The following is a 19390-nucleotide window of genomic DNA, read 5'->3' as shown; positions in this document are numbered from 1 at the left end:
ACTATTTCTTGAAATACATTTCTTTTGCTAGTTTTAACAAATTGTCTATATAATTTTGACTTGGATCATCCAATACAACATCTAATAATTCCTTAAGAATTTTACCCATATCCTTATTCTTAGGAATATTTGCAAATTCATAAAGATCATTACCAGTAATATTTAAGTCTCCGACCGTAAAAGCAGCATCTTTTGTTTTAACTTTATTTATATGGTTCACAAACTTGTTTATATTATTATCTATGGAATCCGTGTCAAAACCTTTTATATCTGCTCTTTTTAATTCAAGTAGATCGTCTATATTTTGAATACCAACTCTCGAGATAAAACGACGGATAGCTTGATCACTTAAGTCACTAGAATAATTGAACATATGATGTTTTATTAAGTGATTTACTTTATTGATTACATGATTTGGATATTTTAATCGTGTTAAAATATTTTTTGCAATATCAGCTCCTATTAATTCATGGTTATAAAATGTAATTCTCCCTTTAGAATTTAGTTTTTGACTATCTACTTTTCCAATGTCATGAAATAATACGGCCAAACGAATTTCCAAGATATTTTTACTAGCATCACAACTATATAGACAATGATGATAGACATCCCATCTATGGTACTCATTTTGTTTGATTCCATAACAATTGAATAGTTCTGGTAGTATTTCTTTGAGAATTCCTGTTTTTCTTAATAAATCTAAACCATAGCTAGGTTTTTGTGATAATAGAATCTTTGAAAACTCATCACGTATACGTTCATAGGATATATTTACAATATTGGAAGCCTTATTACTAATTCCGACTAATGTTGCTGATTCTATTGAAAAGCCAAGTTGTGATGCAAATCTGCAGGCTCTCATTAATCTTAAGGAGTCTTCTTCAAATCTATCTACTGGATTACCTATAGCCCTGATTAATTTAGATTTTATATCGAGCAATCCAGAATTGGGATCATAAAGTTTTAAATCCTTCAGATCGATGGCCATTGAGTTAATAGTAAAATCTCTTCTTCTTAAGTCCTCGTTTAAATCACTAATATATTTGATACTTTCAGGTCGTCTGTTATCTGTATATTTACCTTCGGATCGAAACGTCGTTACTTCATATTGGTCACACCCAAATAAGATTGTAACAGTGCCATGTTGAATCCCAGTAGGAATTACTCGTTTAAACATTCTCATAACTTCTTCTGGAGTAGCATCTGTTGTCAGATCATAATCTTTTGGGTCTAATCCCAGAACCATGTTACGAACAGCTCCCCCAACTAAATATATGGAATACCCATTTTTGTGAAAAATTTTACCAAGGTTTAATAAGTTATCATTTAGTTTCCATATCATTTTGTAAAAATAAATGTAACATTGACTTCATGTCAATAAGACTGTTATAACAACTTATGAAACATAAAGGAATAGTGATTTCAGGAGGCCAAGGGCCTGACAGTCTTAATTTCGATTTATCTCAATATAAAGTAGTGGCAGCAGATTCTGGTTACGACTATGCAAAAAAGTATAATATAAAAGTTGACTTGATTGTAGGAGATATGGATTCAATAGCTGAATTGAAATCTGTTGAAGAAAATAACGATATTAAGATTATGAAATTTATAAAGGATAAAGATTATAGTGATACTGAATTAGCTATCAAATATCTATATAAATATTCTGATCATATCGAATTATTGTGTGGTGATTTGGGTAGAATCGATCATTTACTTAATAATCTTGCAATGTTTGAAAAATACTTCAAACTTAAAGCTTGGTATGGTAATTGTTTTACAGCTTTAAGAGTGTCTAAGGGAATTAGTAATTTAAATTTTGAATTAAATACTGTTATTTCTTTATTTCCAATCAGTAACAAAGCTATGGTAACATCGAGAGGATTAAAATGGGAATTAGAGCAAAGACTGTTGACAAAAAAAGATTTTAGTCTAAGTAATGTAGTAAAAGAAAGTAGTTTAGTTATAAAAGTTTTAGAAGGAGAAATCCTATTAATCGTCCCCAAGAATTTATAGATAATCAATTAAAAAAGTATTTTACAACACGTAGTGAAGATGGTTGCATTTTTGTATCAATTGATAAAGAAGAGACAGAACGTAGACTTCTCTTGGATTATCGAAAGATCACACCTATAAATAAGGCAAAAATTGAAATGCGTTCTGTTATTGAAAGTAAAAGTAAGTTGGAATTATTCAAACAGTTTCAACTCAAGGAGATATTACACAATATAAATAGAGATTATAGGTTCATCGATGAAAAGAATAATGTGCTAACAGATGTATTTTTCAATTACATTATAAATCTTAAAAATAAAATCCTAGGTCTATACAATGTTTTTTCTCTGATCTTCAATAATAGTAATATATTAGACTTTTTGGACTATATTCTTCAAATATATATACCTGAAGGTTTTAAGTCATTTGATAGTATTATATCTAGAGAATTTAGAGAGCGTGTCGATCTTTTGCATGAAAGTGAGGAAAATATTCGAATCCTATTACAGGATCAACTTGATATCTATGCAGAATCAATTTCTTCAACAAGCAGTTTTTCTAAGCTTGTTGAGACAATTGAAGTTCTTAATGCTATAAAGTATTTAGTATTTTTTGATTATGGTTTTTTTGATAATCGTGAGTATGTTCGTAATATAAGTCTAAATAAGTATGAAATTATAGATAGTCTAGAAAAGCTTTATTTTGCCCTCTACGTTGCAAGTAGGTATAAGGTTAATAAAAAGAATATTGATAAATTCATTAGTGTTTTGTATCGGTATGTAGTGAATAAAAAAGGAAAATTAAGTTCAAGTAACTTAGATATTGATGGCAGTATGATAAATGATATCATCATAAATTCTAGAACTGCTTTGAATACACTGCCTTTATTGAATTTGCTCCAATATATTAAAAAGCAGAATTACTATAAAGCGTATATATATCCTCCTAGATTAGATATTAGAAACTATTTACATGATAAAATTCTAAGAAATAATATACGAAACATCGATTTATACTTGCTGAGTCTTAAAGATCATAAAATACAATACAAACTAGATGAGTTATTTAATTCTAAAAAGTATATAAAACTAAATAATTATATCTTATGGGATCACGCATTCGGAATAAGTGAAGTTAGTTTGAATGAATATTCTAGAGTAAGAACTCTTACGTTTATCTACAATTTTCTTAATCATATATATAAAGGAAATATAAGAAGTGTCCTTACATCCTTACATTCTTACTTTCCATTTGAATTTCATTTTAATGAATTAAGAGATCGTATTGATACAATAGAGGATAGAATCAGGCAATTTGATTTAAATATTTCAATTGAGAATGTTTATGGAGTTTCTATTGAGACTCATTGGGACATGTTAAAACAAAGTGTTTTATATCGTTTGAGTTTTAATAGATTTGTTGACGAAAAAAATAAGGAAGCAATTAAATTTATTGATTTAGCATCATTGGCTATAAGTGATTTAAAAGACAGTTTTGAATCACTTATTAATGCTAAAAGCAAACCTCGTAAAATAGTACACAAAGGTGAGCTATTAGATTTTGACTTACTTGTTCGGGAATCGCTGTTAATTATGTATGATACTCTAGAATTATTAAACTTATTTATAGATCTTGACTCATATTAAGAAGTTCTTGATAGAAGGTTTTTCCAATAGTGTCATTTTTCAGTTGTAGAAATTCCATTATTTTGGGGTTTTCTATAATGAAACCATTTATTTTCTTTAAATTGTCTATTAATTGATCAGCATAGATGTCTTGTTTAATAGATGTCTCAGTTTGCGCATCTATAATGCCTTTTCTCGTATCCAAATAGGATAAATATTGTGTTTTTATTTTATTATACAATTCGAAATCTGGCATTTTTATATTTTTTATAGATAAGTATTCAACAGATATATAGGGTAAATCTTTTTTCATATGAGATATTAGTTCTCTTTTTGCTATTGAACTGATATCTGCTTCATTATTGTAGTTTCTTATAACAAAGTCAGCACTCCTATCCGCGAGTATATCTAGTTGATTAGACAAATAAGTCCCAAGGTTATCAGGAGTAATTCCAAGATTAGTTAATTCATATAGTTTAACGGAATTAGGCTTGAGTGAAAGTGATATGTCAAAGCTATATTTAAATGTTTCAATACTATTACTGTATTGGCTATATAGTTCTGCTGAGGGTAACTCCCCTTTGTAATTATAGTCTTTTCTATAGCTTGATATATCATATTGATAAATAATAAAATTATTAGGTATTACTTTCTGCCAACGCCATAGTAATCTTTCTTTTGTATGATCTTTTTTTTCAATTCCACTAGTTTTAGAATAAAAAACTAAACCTTCATTTGGAATCATATAAGGATTAATCCAACCTAAAATAAAGATGGTACAAGAGAGTATGGTTACAATTATAAAAACTATTATTATTTTTTTCATTCATTAATCCATTTAGATAAATAATTAAGATCAGATATGATACCATCAGGAATTATATGTTTACAACGTGGATCCTTCTTTCGTAATCTCAATGACCTTTTGTCTCCTGCAAATAGTATCCCTTTAAAACCTAAATTTTGGGCTGTATATATATCATTTAATATATCATTGCCAATATAGCAGACATCGGAAGAATGTATGCCTGTATTGGCAAGTTGCTCTATTATATCTTGAAAAATGCATAAGGATGGTTTACTTATTTTTTTTATATAAGACCATGTAACTAAATTGTTATCAAAACCAATTTCATCTATTTTTTTTTGAAATAGATACTCCAGAATAGGTTTCGTGTAGAATTGAGCATTACTTACAATCCCTAAACGTATATTGTTGTCTTTTAAAATGCTAATTGTTTTATCTGCATCTGGCATTAAATATACTGGATTATTAAGACATTCATAAGTCATAGCAATTTGTTTTAATATATCTCTTGGAAAATTTCGTTCAAAAGTAGAGTTAAGAAACTGTTTCCATATATCTAATATATCCACTTCAGGATGTAGAATCCCTTCATTTATTCTTTCTTTATGATTTTCTTCAATTAAATGTCTAAAAGTATGCGTGTAATCAATATTTTTTATAGGTAGACCATATCTGTTAAGGACTTCATTCATTATAGAAGTCTTCGACTTTATTGTGGTACCAACTTCACCTGCTCTTGATATGAGTAGTGTGCCATATATATCAAATAATACCACTTTGGGTTTAAATTTCAAATTGATAGTATTATTGTAATATGTACCTATAGGCTTGAGTGGTGATATAGATTCTTCGAAAATTTTGGTATATAAAGTATTATCGATGTTAGACATATACTAACATTGTGTAACAATTAATATGCTTTGGCAATTGGAATAGGTATTTTGAAGATAAATAAAAGTATATATATAGTAATTAAACGGTCTTTTTTTGTTTGTTTCTATTTCAACCTGTCTCTTTTTATTTATTATGCGACAGGTAATTGGCAGAACTTTTTGGATGTTACTCAATTTATGGTATTAGATGCAATTAAATATTTAAGTTTTTTTAATGTTATGTTTTCTTTAATATTTCTTATACTTAAAGATAGTGATGAGAATTTTCTTATTCATATTTTAAATATTTTAATACTTTTTATAATAAATCTTATGCTATTTATTATTGCTATGTTTATTGAAAGTCTTCATTTAATGTAGCTGTATTTTTTTTGTTAGTCTATCCTGTTGACAACAATACATCGCTTGTGTATATTACGCATCGTCAGTTATTTAATGATTTGCCGACATAGCTCAGCTGGCCAGAGCACGTGACTTGTAATCTCGGGGTCATCGGTTCGAATCCGATTGTCGGCTTTCATAATAACACGGGGAGGTTCCCGAGCGGTCAAAGGGGGCAGACTGTAAATCTGTTGCTTCGGCTTCGAAGGTTCGAATCCTTCTCTCCCCAAAAAGTCCTCTCAATAGAGAGGACTTTTTTTTTAGGGAGTTATTATGTCTGATAATGTATTTTACAAAGATGGACTGCATTTTTCATGTATAGGTTGTCATGCTTGTTGTCGCCATGATCCTGGCTATGTTTTTCTTACCGAATCAGATATTCAAAGAATGCTTGATTATCTAAATATTCCTTTAAAAAAATTTCTAGATACCTATTGCCGTATTGAAGTAATTGGCCCCTTTAAACGAGTTAGCTTAATAGAAAAGGCTAACTATGACTGTATATTTTGGAAAGACGGATGTACCATATATGATGCAAGACCTTTACAATGTCGTTCGTATCCTTTTTGGAATAGTGTAATGCAAAATCGAGCCTCCTGGGATAATGAAGGAAGTAATTGTCCTGGAATCAATAAAGGTACCCTTCACGACAGAAAAGAAATAGATGCTTGGTTGGAGTCCAATCTATCTGATCCAATAATTGAAATTGATTAGTTTTTTGCCTATTCTGTGTATATATTAAAGTAGTACGGAAGATTATATGTCAGATGATTACAAAGATGGTTCTATTTACTTGAATCGACAAGAAATAATATTATTATATAGACATCTAAAAATTGTTGATTCTAGAGATTTAGATGAAGTTTATATGAAGTTAGAGTCGTTTTTATTCGATAATTTTACCATTTCTGAAATAGAAAAAATCCAAGAAGATTGTGATAATAAGGGAGTTTGAAATTGAAGAAACTGTTCACCTTTATTTTATTAATTGGAATATCAATTAATATATTTGCCTTTGATTCAGGAGGGGAGAAAGTTTATGACCTTTTTGCCCCCTTATTGTTGGGAAGCTCCCAAAATTCTACACAAGAGTTTTCACCGCAAACAGATCTTTTAAATCCTGCCTTAAGTGCTGGGCGTCAAAGGACTGTTTTGGATGCAAGCTATATTGGATTAGTAGGTACCGACAGTAGTTTAGAAAAATCTGGGTACTCAGGACATGTTATAAATGTTGGAGGAAGTTTTCCAACAAAATATGCTGTTTTTGGTGGTTCTGTTCACTATCTAACATCTGAGCTTACAGGTTTAGATATTGGATCAGCTGGTCTAATTCATTTTAATGTTAGTAAAGATATTTTTTCAGATTTCTATGTAGGAACAGGATTGGATATAGATCTTGGAGCTGGTGAAACTTTTGATTGGGGATTAGGTTTAGATTTTGGAGTTTATCATCTCCCTATGACGCTTTTGGGTATTGAAGATGTTTCATGGGGAGTTTCCTTACTTAATTTAGGAAAGACAATTACCAGTTCAAATGATCCATACCCAGCTCCTTTTACATTACAAGGTACGGTTGCTTTACCTATTTATAATGGTGAAAAGACAAAGATTGATTGGAGTAATACTGTAGCTTTGCCTTTTGCTCAAAATATTGCTTATACTACAGGAATAGGACTTAATTTAGGTGATGACCTAGAAATAAATACAAGTATCAAATTTGACCTAAGAGAAACTATTGATGGCTCCACCCCTTGGAGAACTATTATACCTTCTTTAAGTTTACGTTATTCTTATACTGCAGGTGACAACGAAAATGAGGATGTATGGAAGAATAGTCAATATACGCCTAGCATCGGATTTGCACCATTAAACAATCATATTTATGCAATAGGTGTAGGAGTAAATATCCCTGTTGGTGTCTTTGATTCGAAAGGTCCTGATGTTGATATTGATTACCAAGATATAAATTACATAAGTCCAAATAATGATGGAATAAATGATGCTGTAGAATTTCCATTCGGATTAAAAGATAGTCGCTATATAAAAGAATACAAATTTATTGTAACAGACTCATTAGGGAATATAGTTAGGACTATTGAAAATAAAGAAGATCGTCCAGAAAGCATAAATCTAGAAAATCTATGGAATAGGTTAGTTTCTGTAAAAAGCGGCATACCTATTCCTGAATCGCTTCGTTGGGATGCCTATTCAGATACAGCAGGTATTGTTGAAGATGGTACATATTATTTTCATGTAATCGCAATTGATGATAATGGGAATACTACTGAGTCTCCAAAATATGAGATAAAAGTGGACAATACCCCTCCTGATGTAAAAATTGAACCAATAACAGATATAGATTTAATTTTTAGTCCCAATGGAGATGGAAATAAGGACTCTTTATTAATCAAACAAACAGGCTCAGTAGAATCTAAATGGTTTGGTAAAATAGTTTCTTCTAATGGTACTGTTGTTAAAGATTTTATTTTTAATAATGAACAACCAAGTGATCTTGTTTGGGATGGGACAAACAACGAAGGATTAACAGTACCTGATGGTGTTTATGCCTATCAGATTAGTTCTATTGATAAAGCCGGTAACTCTACAGCTGCATCAGTGAACAATATAATAGTTAATACAGAAGTAACACCTGTGGTGTTATCCATAAATTCTGCTTACCTATCTCCCAACAACGATGGTCGGTTTGATACATTAAGTTTCTTGCTAGATATTCCCGTAAAGAATGGTATCCGTGAATGGAATATCAACATATATGATGATCAAGACAATTTAGTACAAACTATTGATAAAGAAGAATCAAAAACTTTAGAGATATTTGAATACAATGGTCTTGATGATAAGGACGAAATACTTCCTGAAGGTAGCTACTATGGCAAACTTCAGGTATTTTACGAAAATGGTAATGCACCAGAAAGCAAAAGCCCTTCCTTTTTGGTGGATGTAACACCTCCAAAAGCATCTATTAAATTGTCTGGAGCACCTATATTTAGTCCAAATGGAGATGGGAAACGTGATACCATTGTTATTTATCAAGATAGCTCATCAGAAGAAGAATGGTCAGGGAACGTAATAAAAGATGGGACAGTGATATTTAATAAAGTTTGGCTGACCCAAGCTGATGACAAATTTGAATGGGATGGTAAAACTAATGCTGGTCCTTTAGCAACGGATGGTTTGTATTCTTATTCTCTTTCTGCCTATGATAAAGCAGGTAATTATACAACTAAAATAATTGATAATATCGAACTCAACACAGAAGAAACTGATATTCTGTTATCAATAGATAAAGGCTCTTTTTCTCCTAATAATGATAATGTTAAAGATGATCTAGTGTTTTATCCTAAAGCAAAATTAGAGACTGGAATATCTGAATATCGATTAGATATAAAGAACAACAAAGATATTGTTGTAAAAACATTCACCGGCAAGAATAATCTTCCAGAAAATATAGTATGGGATGGTTTCGATAATAGCGGAGCTAAGTCTTTGGATGGTGTTTATTTTGCTGAGTTACAAGTTTCTTATGTGAAAGGTGATACTCCAAAGTCTAAATCACCTAATTTTTCCATAGATACTATATATCCTCAAATCGAAGTAGATAGTTCCAACCTTTTATTTAGTCCAAATGGGGACAATAATAAAGATTCACTTCATATAGAACAGACTTCTTCCTTGGAGGAAAAATGGACAGGAATAATCAAGACTTCAAAAAATGAACAGGTCTATACTAAGACATGGAAAGGAACAGCAGTTGATTGGAGTTGGCCAGGTATTGATAATAGTGGAAATGTGCTAGATGATGGTATTTATACTTATGAGATTGAAGCTGAAGATAATGCTGGAAATAAAACGATTAAACAAATTAAGAATATTCAAATTGATAATAGAAGAACAAAAGTTTATGTGACAGTTAGTGCTGATGGTTTTAGTCCAAATAATGATGATGTATATGATACAATTACACTAAATACTCTATTTTCTGATCCTGTTGGGTTGGAATCTTGGTCGCTCAAGCTTAATAATTCAGAAGGCGTAACCATAAAGACTTTCAGTGGACAAGATAATAAAGTAAATAAATTCATTTGGGATGGAAAAGGTGATGACGGTACTATAGTTGATGATAGCTATACTGCGGTTTTTGAGGCAATATATTTTAAAGGTGATAAACCAATGATGAAATCTACGCCTTTTACTCTGGACTCGACAGCCCCAGCAATCAAACTAAGTATGTCTCCAATACCTTTTAGTCCAGATAATGATGGTGTGGAAGATGAAGCTGTTCTTAAGTTAGATATTAAAGACGCTTCAAATATTAAAAATTGGAATTTGGATATTTTGGATCCCGAAGGAAGAATTTTCTATACCTTCTCAGGTATTGGTATGCCATCATCTGAATTGATATGGAATGGTAAATCGTTGGATGGTGAACTTGTACAGGCTGCAACAGATTATACAGGCTCGTTTAAGATTTCTGATGTTTTAGGAAACAAAGCAAGTCAAGAATTATTAATTCCAGTTGATGTATTAGTTATTAAGGATGGTGATAAATTGAAAATTGCCATTTCAAGTATTACTTTTGCACCTAACAGTCCCTCCTTGTCATCAGAAGGTTCGCACAGGAACAATAATGAAAAGATACTTCGTCGACTAGCAGAGATTCTTAAAAAGTATGGTCAATATAATATTCAAATTGAAGGCTATGCTGTAAGTGTATTTTGGGCTGATCCTGTAAAAGCGGCAAAGGAAGAAAAAGAAGAATTAATACCTCTATCAACGTCTAGAGCTGAAGTAGTAAAAAAGGCCTTAGAAGATCTGGGCATAAAAGGTTCTAGAATGACTGCAGTAGGATTAGGAGGTGCTAATCCTATAGTACCTCATGCTGATTTGGAAAATCGTTGGAAAAATAGACGGGTAGAATTTATCTTAATAAAATAGAGAATTATGAAGAAGATATTATATGCGATTATTTCTGTAATCATTGTTTTGATACTTTTATTATTAGTTACTATAGGAGTTGGTGTGTATTGGAATACACCAACTCGCATTTCTGATGAAGACTTTGTTTATATTATATATGGAGGAGAATCCTTCTCGAGTGTTGCACAGGATTTAGAAGATAGAAACTTAATAAAGAATCAATATTTATTTAGAATATTAGGTAAAGTTTTAAATTCAGAAAATAAACTACGTTCTGGAGCTTTTAAGCTATCGCCTAAGTTAAGCACATGGGATAATTATCAAATCCTTATTAATGGTCCTCAAGAAATGGTTCAGATAACAATACCTGAGGGTTGGACTATAAATAAAATCGGGAAACTATTAGAAAGAAAAGGCATTACTGATTATATTGATTTTAAGACTGCTGTTTCAGATCCTGTTTTGCTTTCTGAATTGGGAATAATTGATAAAACGGCTGAAGGGTATTTATTTCCTGATACATATAAGTTTGTCCCAGGCCAAGATGCTGAATCTGTTGTTAAGTTTTTAGTTAATGAGTTTTACTCGAAAATATCATCAATCTATCCAGATTGGAAAAATTTATCGCAAGATGAATTAAATAAGCGTTTAATATTAGCCAGCGTTATTGAAAGAGAATTTCGAACCCCTTCAGAAGCACCTAAGATAGCGAGTGTATTTTATAACAGACTTGAAAATGGTATTGCATTAGAATCTTGTGCAACAATTGAATATGTTTTAACTGAAATTGAAGGTAAACCTCATCCTGAAAGGATTTTCTATCGTGATTTAGAGATTGATAACCCGTATAATACATACAAGTACAAGGGACTTCCTCCAGGCCCGATTTCTAATCCTGGTTTAGTATCTTTGAAAGCAGCATTCTACCCAGAAGAAACAAACTATCTTTTCTTTGTAATCGAAGATCCTTCAGAAGGAAGACATCGTTTTTCAGAGACATATGATCAACATTTAAGAGCAAAGAGTTTATACTTAAAGAAATTATGAGGATACCTGAAAATAAAATAGAAGAAATTTCTTCAAGTGTTGATATAGTAGATGTAGTCTCTGAATATGTATCTTTGAATAGAAAAGGTGATCGATACTGGGGGTGTTGCCCATTTCACAATGAAAAAACTCCTTCTTTCACTGTAACACCTTCAAAAAATTTATATTATTGTTTTGGCTGTGGTGCTAGTGGATCCATTTTTACCTTCTTAATGAATATTGAAAATATTACTTTTGTAGAGTCTGTAGAAAAGTTGGCTCAAAAAGCTCACATTGAAATAGGCACATATAACGAGTATTATGAAAAAGATCAAAAAGATAAAAATGCATTATTGGATTTAAATAATAGAGTAGCTGGAAGCTATCATTATATTCTTTTAGAAAACAAAGATGGTAAAGAAGCTCTTGATTATATTAAAAATGATCGTCTCGTTACAGAAGAAGTTATTAAAAAATTTAAAATTGGTTATGCTCCAAAAGACAGACATTGGCTTTTTAGTTTCTTAAAAAATAAAAGCTATAGTAGTGATTTTCTTAATAAAACTGGACTATTTAGTAAAAAATACCCACAAGTCAGTTTTTTTTCTCATCGCATAATTTTTCCAATTCACAACAGGATGGGAAATGTAATTGGATTTGGTGGTAGACAATTAGAAGAATCAGGTCCTAAGTATTTGAATAGTGCAGAAAATGATATATTTCATAAAAGTAAAGAGTTGTTTGGTCTTTTTTTTGCGAATGATGCTATTAGAAAAGAAAGAAATGTATACTTAGTAGAGGGCTACTTTGATGTTATATCATTGCATTGTGCTGGCGTAGAAAATGTTGTAGCCCCACTGGGCACTTCTTTTACAGAAGATCAGGCAAAAATATTGAAAAGAATGGTCTCTGAGATAAAGATTTTATTCGATTCTGACCTAGCAGGTCAAAATGCCGCAATAAAAGCTGCTAGTCTATGTGAATCTCTAGAAATTAAAAATTCAATAATTGTGTTTGAAGGTGGTAAGGACCCTGCTGAGGTTCTAAAAAAAGAAGGTCAAGAGGCATTGAAAAAAAAGATAAAATATTCTATAAATACTGTTGAGTATCTAATTAGTATGATGCATGGGTTATCTTCTAAAAGAAATTCCGAAGAGTGGTGGGAAAAATTAAAAACAGCCTTTGCTTATATTAAGCAAATACAATCTGAAATTCAAAGAGAAGAGGCTATAAAATACCTAAGTAATGGAATTGGGGTTTCTGAAGAAGCATTAAGAACTGACTATAATAAATTTTCAAATGACAGGGGAAATAAACAAAGGCATATACCTAGGACTAAGCATATTTCCAATAACAGCAAGCATATTAACAAGGATGATAGATTCCTTGTTTTTTTAGTATTGGCAAAACCTGAGTTATTCAAAGTTGTTAGAAGGGACATTGTAGCAGAAGATATTATTGATGACGAAGTAAGAGAATCTTTCTTAACTTTTGAAGAAGCTTTCCGTATAGGAACATTAACTTTAGACTTATTGATTGAGCAATTACCGAGCTCTGATTTAAGAGAAGAAGCAATTCGAAAGAGTGCGCAAGGTGAGTTTGAAGTTAATCCTGAAAAAATAATCCATGATATAATTAATAGAATAAAGCTTCGGAGCATTAAAAAGAAGAGAAGTACAATTGAGGATTCGTTGGAAAAAGTAAACGATTTTTCTAGTGATCAAGCTTTACAATTGCTTCAAGAAAAAATGTTTTTAGATTCAGAAATTGAGAAACTGAAGGTGAGGGCTAATGGGGGAACTGCAGAATGATCCTGCTATAAAGAAATTATTAGATTTTGCAAAATCAAAAAAGCAGGTTACATATGAGCAGATTAATGATCTGTTACCAGATTGGATGGTAAATTCTGAGAAAATAGAAGAAGTTATAAGTCTTTTAGAAGATAACGATGTAGAGTTGACTGATAAAGATTCTAGTGTTATCTCAACGGAAGAAGCAGATGATTCAGAGACTTTTGACGAAGAGGTTCTTGATGAAGTTATTCCTGAAGAAATTGATGATGAAGTTATCTCTGAAGATTTAGAAGAAGACGATGAAGTTATCTCTGAAGATTTAGAAGAAGACGATGAAGTTATCTCTGAAGATTTAGAAGAAGACGATGAAGTTATCTCTGAAGATTTAGAAGAAGACGATGAAGAGGAATCCGATTCTGAACCAGAAAAAAAACGACTAGTATTTAATGACAAAGATTCGACTGTTGATGATCCTATACGTCTATATCTGAGAGAAATCGGTAAAGAAAAATTACTTACAGCTGAAGAAGAAGTGATTTTAAGCAAGAAGATGGAAGATGGTGAAAATATCATCAAAAAAGTGATTAAAGGTTCGGGAATGATTATTCCTGAATACTATCTTCTTGCTCAAAGAGCTTTCAGTAAAGCCGACCCTCGTGAAATGAATCTTTCTAAAAAGGAAATCTCTGAATTCCTCGCAGAAAGAAGAAGGTTGAATCAGTATTATAGGGAGCCATTAAGACCTTTACTTACAAGTTTGAAATCCTATATGGAATCAAAAGAAAAAATAGTTTCCATGGGAGGAGATATATACTCCGATGAAAACTTGTTTAAGCAAAGAACAAAGCTCATTGAAAAGATAAAGACAATTGAGATGCATCAGGAAGAAATTCTGATGCTATCAGAAAAGTATTATAATGCTGCAAAGAAAATCCAAAAATTAAGAAAAGAACAAACAAAAATAGAGCGTCGTCTTGGTGTTTCCAATATGAAAGAACTGAGAAATTTAGGTAGACAATTAGCTATTCCTTCGAAGAAAGATGAAGTAGAAGAAAGTATTGGCCTTCGCGCTGACATAATTAAAGAGAAAATACGACAAATACAAATTTCTGATAAAAAACTTCAACAGTTGGAAATTGAGTTTGAGAATAGTATTGATGATATACTAAAAATGGCTGAAGAAATTTCATATGGTAAGACAATGATGAAAAGCGCTAAAGATAAGCTGATTAAAGCCAACCTGCGTTTAGTTGTTAGTATTGCTAAGAAATATACCAATAGAGGCTTACATTTCTTTGATTTAGTTCAAGAAGGAAATATTGGATTAATAAAAGCTGTAGAAAAGTTTGAATATCGGAAGGGGTATAAGTTTTCTACATATGCGACCTGGTGGATTAGGCAGGCAATTACTAGATCTATATCTGATCAGGCTAGAACCATACGAGTACCTGTTCATATGATAGAACAGATAAATAAAGTTGTAAGAGAATCTAGACAATTAATGCAGATTTTGGGTAGAGAACCAAATGATGAAGAAATCGCAGAACGTTTGGGATGGAGTGTTAGCCGGGTTAAGTCTGTTAAGAATGTTGCTAGAGAACCTATTTCTCTTGAGACTCCAATAGGAGAAGAAGAGGACTCTTTATTAGGTGATTTTATTGAAGATAAAGATGTTGAGAATCCAGCAAATCAGACTGCATTTAAAATCTTGCAAGAACAATTACAAGACGTCTTGGAAACACTTCCTCCAAGAGAACAAGAAGTTCTTAAAATGCGTTTTGGTTTAGAAGATGGTTACTCTCTTACGCTTGAAGAAGTAGGTCTATACTTTAATGTAACTAGGGAAAGAATTAGACAGATTGAAGCAAAAGCACTGAGAAGATTACGACATCCAAAGAGAAGTCGTCGACTTAAAGATTATTTGGAAAATTAAAGAGGGGAAAAACCGTGACTGATGTTTTTGAAAAACTAAAATCTTTACAAGATATATTGAGTCGTAAATTTGAAATTGAAAATGAGCTTTCAGAAATACCAAAAGCTCTTGAAACAAAGAAGGAACTTTTAAGCCGGTTGAAAGTTGGTTACATTGAAAAGAATGATCGATTAAATGCAATAAAAACTAATATTCGAAAGTTACAGTTGGATATGGCTGCAGTTGAAGAAAAAAGAGAAAGTCTTGAAAAGCAAATGGATCTTATCAAAACACAACGTGAGTATGAAGCTCTTGATAAGGAAATCCAGGATGCAGGAGATAAAGAACAAACTTTACGAAAAGATATTCAACGAGAATCTAAGGTTCTTGAAGAGTTATCAAAATCTATCGAGAGAGAAGAGTTATTAATTCATCAACAGGAAGGTGAACTCGATGAAGAAAAACAAAGAATTTTGGAAGAAAGTAAGGGAAAAGAAGACGAGTTAGAAAATCTTAAGGATGAAGAACAAGAAATTGTTCCTGGCATGGACAGTGAAATAATCTTTAAGTTTGAAAGAATAATTAGAAATAAGTCTGGATTAGGTATTGTGCCTATCAAAAAGGGTACATGTTCTGGTTGTCATATGTTACTACCTGCGCAATTTGTGAATGATGTACGTGGTGGCGAAGGTATATTGTTCTGTCCTTACTGTAGCAGAATATTGCACTGGGAACAGAGTGTTGCCGACGAAGAAGTGATGATTGAAGGTATTTCAGAAGAAGATGCCGGAGGTTTAGCTGACTTACTTGAAGATGATGATGATTAATATTTAAGACTGGTCGGTCTACCGCTTCTTATTAGAAGAGGAAAGTCCGGGCTCCATAGGGTATGATGCCGGATAACATCCGGAGCTTCATTGAAGTATAGATAGCGCCGCAGAAAATATACCGCATATTAGTATGTAAGGGTGAAAAGGTAGGGTAAGAGCCTACCGCATTAATGGTAACATTAATGGCAGGGCAAGCCTCATCAGGAGCAAAACCAAGCAGTAACTGGGTGACCCGCTTATCAAGGTTACGGGTAGGTCGCTAGATCTTATATGTAAATATAGGGATAGATAGATGGTAGACAATTACAGAACCCGGCTTATAGACCAGTCTTTTTTCATAGAAGGTTAAAATGATAAACCAAAGAAGAAGTGTTAATACAAGACGTAGCTTATTTGTCTTAATAATTATTGTTCTATTTGTTTTTTTGGTAATTGGTATTTCGTTTTTTATTTATAACCGTTCAAAAAAAGATTCAGACAGTTCTACTTCTATAGTTGAATTATGGAATCAAAAACAGTATAAACAAGTATTAGAAAAAACAGAGGATCAATTGGATATTCATCCCCTTGACCCTATAGCTTTATTTTTCAATGGTATAACAAATTATTATATTGGAATTAGTAAAAACAATACTGAGGATCAGTTATACTATATTAATAAATCAATTTTTAGTCTCAATAACTCTCTTCTATCGTTACCTAATAAATTAATCGCCCAAGCTCATTACATATTGGGTAAAGCATATTTTCAAAAGGGTAAATTCTATTCTGATTTAGCAATTAAACATTTGAATTATTCAAAAGAAAAGGGTTATACTGCAGATGACTTGTTAGAGACAATTGGTATTGCTTATTTTAATGCTGGTTCCATGAAACAAAGCTTAGATTATCTATTAAATGTGGATAAGTCAAAACCTACTGGAATGCTTGCATATAAACTGGGAGAGATATATAGTTCTCTTGATAATACAGAAATGGCTCTATCCTATTATGAAAAGTCTATAGAACGATCAAATGATTTTTCTTTAGAGGAGAAAGCTTATTTCGCTAAGGGATTGGTTTATTTTAATCTTAAAGATTGGAGCGAAGCAAAAAAAGCTTTATTAAAGGTTATTGAATTAAATCCTAATAATATTGAGGGACATTTTACTCTAGGTGAGATATATAATAGTGAAGGTAATAGAGTTAAAGCTAGATCAGAATGGTTTAAAACTTTTAGGCTTGATAACAATCACTATAAAGCAAGATTAAGATTGTTTGGATAGTTAATTTTTATACTTTTGGGGGAGTTATGGGTCTCGGTAAATTTTTTGAGACATTTTCATCCGATATTGGAATCGATTTAGGTACATGTAATACACTTATTTATATAAGAGGCAAAGGGATAGTAGTTTCCGAACCTTCAGTTGTAGCTGTTGAACGTGGTACTAGGCAAGTTGTTGCTGTTGGGACTGAAGCAAAAAGAATGTTATGGAAGACACCAGGTGATATTATTGCAATAAGACCTTTGCGCGATGGTGTTATCGCTGATTTAGAAAGTACAGAAAAAATGATCCGATATTTCATTGGAAAAGTTTTACCTAAAAGATGGTTTGTTAAGCCTAGAATGGTTATCGGAGTTCCTAGTTGTATCACAGAGGTGGAACGGAGAGCTGTAGAAGAATGTGCCTACAAGGCTGGGGCTCGTGATGTTAAAATTATAGAAGAGAGTTTAGCTGCTGCTATAGGAGCTGAAATCCCAATTTTTGAACCAGCTGGACATATGGTTTGTGATATTGGTGGAGGAACAACTGAAATATCCGTAATTTCCCTTGGTGGTATGGTTGTGACAAATGCAATAAGAATTGGTGGAGATGAGTTTGATGAAGCCATTATTAAGCATGTCAGAAGTGTACACAATCTTATCATTGGAGAACAAACAGCTGAAAAGTTGAAAATGGAAATTGGTAATGCGACCCCTGAAAAAAAGATAGAAAAAATGGAAATAAAGGGGACTGACGCTATTACAGGATTGCCACGACGATTAGAAATTGACTCTGTTGAAGTGCGTGAAGCATTACAAGAACCAATAAGTGTTGTCATTGAAGAAGTTAAACGAACTCTAGGACAAACACCTCCTGAATTAGCTGCGGATATTGTTGAACGTGGTATCGTTATGACAGGTGGAGGATCTTTATTAAAAGGTTTACCTAAATTGGTTGCTAAAGAAACTGGTGTTCCTGTCATATTGGCGGAAGATGCGTTACTTTCAGTTGCTCTTGGTGCTGGCAAGTACTATGAACATGCAAAGGATCAATCAAATTCTAGGAATATATATAACAGTATTGGATAGAATTAGTGCTTAATATAAAACAATTTCTCAAACAACATAAAAAGGGTGTCACATTTTGCACCCTTTTGTTAATTTCAGTGATTATGCTTTTATCAAATAAAACCAATGTTTTAAATATACCTAAATACGTCGGAATTAGTGTCTTTTCACATATAGAGGCTGCTGTTTCTAATAGTGGAAGCTTTTTTACATCAACTGTGGGCAGTATAAGTGAACTAAAGAATCTTCAGAAAGAGCATACTGCTGCATTAGAAAAATTACAGTATTATTCTACTCTAGAAAGAAATTTTCTTGAATTAAAACAAGAAAACAAAGCTTTAAAAGATTTATTAAAATTTTCTGAAGAGATTAGTTTCAAAAACCTTCCTGCAAAAGTAATAGCAAAGGATCCATCTGTAAGTTTTACAAGTATTACGATAAACAAAGGGACAAGTGATGGGGTTATAACAGATTCTCCAGTAATTGCCTTTAGTGGTGGCTATTATGGTTTAGTTGGGAAAGTTATGTCAGTAGGTAGAAATTCATCTATAATTCAACCAGTAACAAATTCGACTTCTTATATTGCTGCTCGTTTACAAAAAAATAGGTTTGAAGGACTGGTCCATGGACTATCAAGTAACGACGACATATTGCAAATGGATTATGTTAGTAAACTAGGCAAAACACAAATCCAATATGGAGATTTAGTTATCACGAGTGGAATGAGTTCTTTATTTCCAAAAGGTATATATATAGGTAGGGTTAGATCTATCGATGATCTAGAATATGAAAGTTCATTAAAACTATCAATAGAACCAATAGTAAGTTTTGGTTCTTTAGAATACGTATTTGTTTTAATCGAAAAAGGAACTGAATAG

15 protein-coding genes, 2 tRNA genes and 1 other RNA gene are annotated in these 19390 nt (G+C 31.9%); 15 read left to right on the top strand and 3 right to left on the bottom strand.

The window, feature by feature from the left end; all coding sequences use genetic code 11:
• Position 1 precedes the first annotated feature (1 nt).
• A complete protein-coding gene (locus K345_RS0107195; protein ID WP_028973587.1) occupies positions 2-1342 on the bottom strand; it encodes a CCA tRNA nucleotidyltransferase in 1341 nt (446 codons plus the stop codon).
• Between the two features lie 56 nt (positions 1343-1398).
• Here K345_RS0107195 and K345_RS0107190 point away from each other — a divergent pair, with 56 nt between their 5' ends.
• Complete coding sequence (locus tag K345_RS0107190) at positions 1399-2016, top strand: thiamine diphosphokinase (protein WP_083963679.1); 618 nt, start codon at positions 1399-1401, stop codon at positions 2014-2016.
• A gap of 92 nt (positions 2017-2108) precedes the next feature.
• A complete protein-coding gene (locus K345_RS0107185) occupies positions 2109-3641 on the top strand; it encodes a hypothetical protein (RefSeq protein WP_028973585.1) in 1533 nt (510 codons plus the stop codon).
• On the opposite strand, the gene K345_RS0107180 is transcribed toward K345_RS0107185, so the two are convergent.
• Both K345_RS0107180 and K345_RS0107175 read right to left on the bottom strand, forming a co-directional pair.
• Positions 3619-4446 carry a hypothetical protein gene (locus K345_RS0107180; RefSeq protein ID WP_028973584.1) on the bottom strand — a complete coding sequence of 276 codons (828 nt, stop codon included), beginning with the start codon at positions 4444-4446 and terminating at the stop codon, positions 3619-3621. The genes K345_RS0107185 and K345_RS0107180 overlap by 23 nt on opposite strands.
• Positions 4443-5318 (bottom strand): HAD family hydrolase, encoded by an 876-nt coding sequence (locus K345_RS0107175; protein ID WP_028973583.1) that lies wholly within the window; start codon positions 5316-5318, stop codon positions 4443-4445. Before K345_RS0107175 ends, K345_RS0107180 begins: the two co-directional genes overlap by 4 nt.
• Positions 5319-5763: 445 nt before the next feature.
• On the opposite strand from K345_RS0107175, the gene K345_RS0107165 reads away from it, so the two are divergent.
• From K345_RS0107165 to mreC, 13 genes are all read left to right on the top strand, one after another.
• A tRNA-Thr gene (locus K345_RS0107165) sits at positions 5764-5837 on the top strand.
• 13 nt (positions 5838-5850) lie between these two features.
• Positions 5851-5931 (top strand) — tRNA-Tyr (locus K345_RS0107160).
• A 44-nt stretch (positions 5932-5975) separates the two neighbouring features.
• A complete protein-coding gene (locus K345_RS0107155; protein ID WP_037571570.1) occupies positions 5976-6416 on the top strand; it encodes a YkgJ family cysteine cluster protein in 441 nt (146 codons plus the stop codon).
• Positions 6417-6462: 46 nt separating this feature from the next.
• Positions 6463-6657 (top strand): hypothetical protein, encoded by a 195-nt coding sequence (locus tag K345_RS0107150; protein ID WP_028973580.1) that lies wholly within the window; start codon positions 6463-6465, stop codon positions 6655-6657.
• Between the two features lie 2 nt (positions 6658-6659).
• The gene (locus tag K345_RS0107145; protein WP_028973579.1) at positions 6660-10658 is read left to right on the top strand and encodes an OmpA family protein; all 3999 of its coding nucleotides are present in this window, start codon (positions 6660-6662) and stop codon (positions 10656-10658) included.
• A gap of 6 nt (positions 10659-10664) precedes the next feature.
• The gene (gene mltG / locus K345_RS0107140) at positions 10665-11687 is read left to right on the top strand and encodes an endolytic transglycosylase MltG (protein WP_028973578.1); all 1023 of its coding nucleotides are present in this window, start codon (positions 10665-10667) and stop codon (positions 11685-11687) included.
• On the top strand, positions 11684-13477 hold the full coding sequence (dnaG, locus tag K345_RS0107135; protein ID WP_028973577.1) for a DNA primase: 1794 nt from the start codon (positions 11684-11686) through the stop codon (positions 13475-13477). Before mltG ends, dnaG begins: the two co-directional genes overlap by 4 nt.
• On the top strand, positions 13458-15392 hold the full coding sequence (rpoD, locus tag K345_RS0107130) for an RNA polymerase sigma factor RpoD (RefSeq protein WP_028973576.1): 1935 nt from the start codon (positions 13458-13460) through the stop codon (positions 15390-15392). Before dnaG ends, rpoD begins: the two co-directional genes overlap by 20 nt.
• A gap of 14 nt (positions 15393-15406) precedes the next feature.
• A complete protein-coding gene (locus K345_RS0107125) occupies positions 15407-16198 on the top strand; it encodes a zinc ribbon domain-containing protein (protein WP_028973575.1) in 792 nt (263 codons plus the stop codon).
• Between the two features lie 5 nt (positions 16199-16203).
• Positions 16204-16537, top strand: an RNA gene (gene rnpB, locus K345_RS22365) — RNase P RNA component class A.
• A 14-nt stretch (positions 16538-16551) separates the two neighbouring features.
• Entirely contained in the window at positions 16552-17466 is a 915-nt protein-coding gene (locus tag K345_RS0107120; protein ID WP_028973574.1) for a tetratricopeptide repeat protein, read from the top strand.
• 26 nt (positions 17467-17492) lie between these two features.
• On the top strand, positions 17493-18533 hold the full coding sequence (locus K345_RS0107115; RefSeq protein WP_028973573.1) for a rod shape-determining protein: 1041 nt from the start codon (positions 17493-17495) through the stop codon (positions 18531-18533).
• Between the two features lie 5 nt (positions 18534-18538).
• Positions 18539-19390, top strand: coding sequence for a rod shape-determining protein MreC (gene mreC, locus K345_RS20140; RefSeq protein WP_053228129.1), 852 nt, complete (start codon positions 18539-18541; stop codon positions 19388-19390).

It is taken from the genome of Spirochaeta cellobiosiphila DSM 17781, from assembly GCF_000426705.1.
GTDB lineage: Bacteria > Spirochaetota > Spirochaetia > DSM-17781 > DSM-17781 > Spirochaeta_E > Spirochaeta_E cellobiosiphila.
The sequence above is the reverse complement of the archived record's forward strand: the minus strand, read 5'-3'. Positions and strand labels throughout refer to the sequence as shown.

Coding starts and splice junctions, on each gene's coding strand:
- K345_RS0107195 (WP_028973587.1), bottom strand. CDS start 1,342: ATGATATGGAAACTAAATGATAACTTATTAAACCTTGGTAAAATTTTT.
- K345_RS0107190 (WP_083963679.1), top strand. CDS start 1,399: ATGAAACATAAAGGAATAGTGATTTCAGGAGGCCAAGGGCCTGACAGT.
- K345_RS0107180 (WP_028973584.1), bottom strand. CDS start 4,446: ATGAAAAAAATAATAATAGTTTTTATAATTGTAACCATACTCTCTTGT.
- K345_RS0107175 (WP_028973583.1), bottom strand. CDS start 5,318: ATGTCTAACATCGATAATACTTTATATACCAAAATTTTCGAAGAATCT.
- K345_RS0107155 (WP_037571570.1), top strand. CDS start 5,976: ATGTCTGATAATGTATTTTACAAAGATGGACTGCATTTTTCATGTATA.
- K345_RS0107150 (WP_028973580.1), top strand. CDS start 6,463: ATGTCAGATGATTACAAAGATGGTTCTATTTACTTGAATCGACAAGAA.
- mltG (WP_028973578.1), top strand. CDS start 10,665: ATGAAGAAGATATTATATGCGATTATTTCTGTAATCATTGTTTTGATA.
- dnaG (WP_028973577.1), top strand. CDS start 11,684: ATGAGGATACCTGAAAATAAAATAGAAGAAATTTCTTCAAGTGTTGAT.
- rpoD (WP_028973576.1), top strand. CDS start 13,458: ATGGGGGAACTGCAGAATGATCCTGCTATAAAGAAATTATTAGATTTT.
- K345_RS0107120 (WP_028973574.1), top strand. CDS start 16,552: ATGATAAACCAAAGAAGAAGTGTTAATACAAGACGTAGCTTATTTGTC.
- K345_RS0107115 (WP_028973573.1), top strand. CDS start 17,493: ATGGGTCTCGGTAAATTTTTTGAGACATTTTCATCCGATATTGGAATC.